At 69.4% G+C, this 1,602-nt stretch carries 2 protein-coding genes; both read left to right on the forward strand.

Annotation, left to right across the window (positions count from 1 at the left end; genetic code table 11):
• A partial coding sequence (locus ACZ38L_RS39440; protein ID WP_465702972.1) for a Mu transposase domain-containing protein occupies positions 1-705 on the forward strand: 705 nt, incomplete at its 5' end.
• Positions 705-1,529 carry an IS21-like element helper ATPase IstB gene (gene istB / locus ACZ38L_RS39445; RefSeq protein WP_465702974.1) on the forward strand — a complete coding sequence of 275 codons (825 nt, stop codon included), beginning with the start codon at positions 705-707 and terminating at the stop codon, positions 1,527-1,529. The genes ACZ38L_RS39440 and istB, both read left to right, overlap by 1 nt.
• The last annotated feature ends 73 nt before the right edge of the window (positions 1,530-1,602 follow it).

The raw sequence follows: 1,602 nt of genomic DNA on the forward strand, positions 1-1,602 counted from the left end.
GAGGCCGGAGTTGGCAAGGGCCGCCTGACATCCGAGTTCGCCGCGTTCGCGGGACTGCTCGCTGTGAAGGTCCACCTCTGTCGGCCCCGCGACCCCGAGGCGAAGGGCCTGGTCGAGCGGGCCAACGGCTACCTGGCGACGAGCTTCCTACCCGGCCGCACCTTCATCGGCCCGGACGACTTCAACACCCAGCTGACCGGTTGGCTGCAGATTGCCAACCGGCGCCAGCACCGCTCGATCGACGCCCGCCCGGTGGACCGATGGGAGAGCGACCGCGCCGCGATGCTGGCGATCCCGCCCGTCACCCCGCCGCACTGGTGGCGATTCCACACCCGCATCGGCCGTGACCACTACATCCGCGTCGACACCAACGACTACTCCGTCCACCCCCGGGCGATCGGGCACACCGTCATGGTCCGCGCCGACAACGAGGAGGTCACCGTCATCGCCGGCAACGACATCGTGGCCCGCCATGCCCGCTGCTGGGCCAAGCACCAGAGCCTGACCGACCCCGAGCACGCCGCCGCGGCTCGCGTCCTGCGCGGCGAGGTGATCCACCAACAGGCCGCCCGCGCCGCCATCGCCCGGACCGCCCTCCTGGCACCCGACAGCCTCGGCATCGAGGTCGAGCAACGCGAACTGGGCACCTACGACCGCATGTTCACCATCATCGAGGGCGGCGCCGGAAAGGAGGACGGCACCTGATGGCCCGCACCACCACGACCGACGCGGCCAAGCCCGACGGCCAGGCGGCCCGCACCGGCCGGCAGACCGCCGCAGACCTGGCCTTCCTCGCCCGCGCCATGAAGGCCCCAGCCCTGCTGGACGCCGCCGAGCGCCTGGCCGAACGCGCCCAGGCAGAATCCTGGACCCATCTGGAATACCTCGTCGCCTGCCTGCAGCGCGAGGTCTCCGCCCGCGACAGCCACGGCGGCGAGGGCCGCATCCGAGCCGCCCGCTTCCCCGCGATCAAGACCATCGAGGAACTCGATCTCACCCATCTGCGCGGCCTGACGCGCCAACAACTCTCCCATCTGGGAACATTGGACTTCATAGCGGCCAAGGAGAACGCGATCTTCCTGGGGCCGCCGGGCACCGGCAAGACCCACCTCGCCACCGGGCTCGCCATTCGCGCCTGCCAGGCCGGACACCGGGTCGCGTTCGCCACCGCCTCCCAGTGGGTCGACCGCCTCGCCACCGCCCACCAGGCCGGCCGGCTCCAGGACGAACTGGTCAAACTCGGCCGCTACCCGCTGATCGTGATCGACGAGGTCGGCTACATCCCGTTCGAGCCCGAGGCCGCGAACCTGTTCTTCCAACTCATCTCGAACAGATACGAAAGAGCCAGTGTGATCGTCACATCGAACAAGCCCTTCGGACGCTGGGGAGAAGTTTTCGGCGACGAGACCGTCGCCGCCGCCATGATCGACCGACTCGTCCACCACGCCGAGGTCCACTCCCTCAAGGGCGAGTCCTACCGCATGCGGGGCCGCGAACTCGGCCGCACCCGCACCACCGACAACGACTGAACAAGACCACCGACGACGCGAGGGTCAGAACTCAACCGTCCAAAGTGGGTCACGGTTCAGCCGCCGCCGACAC

This window comes from Kitasatospora sp. NPDC024654 (assembly GCF_055559155.1).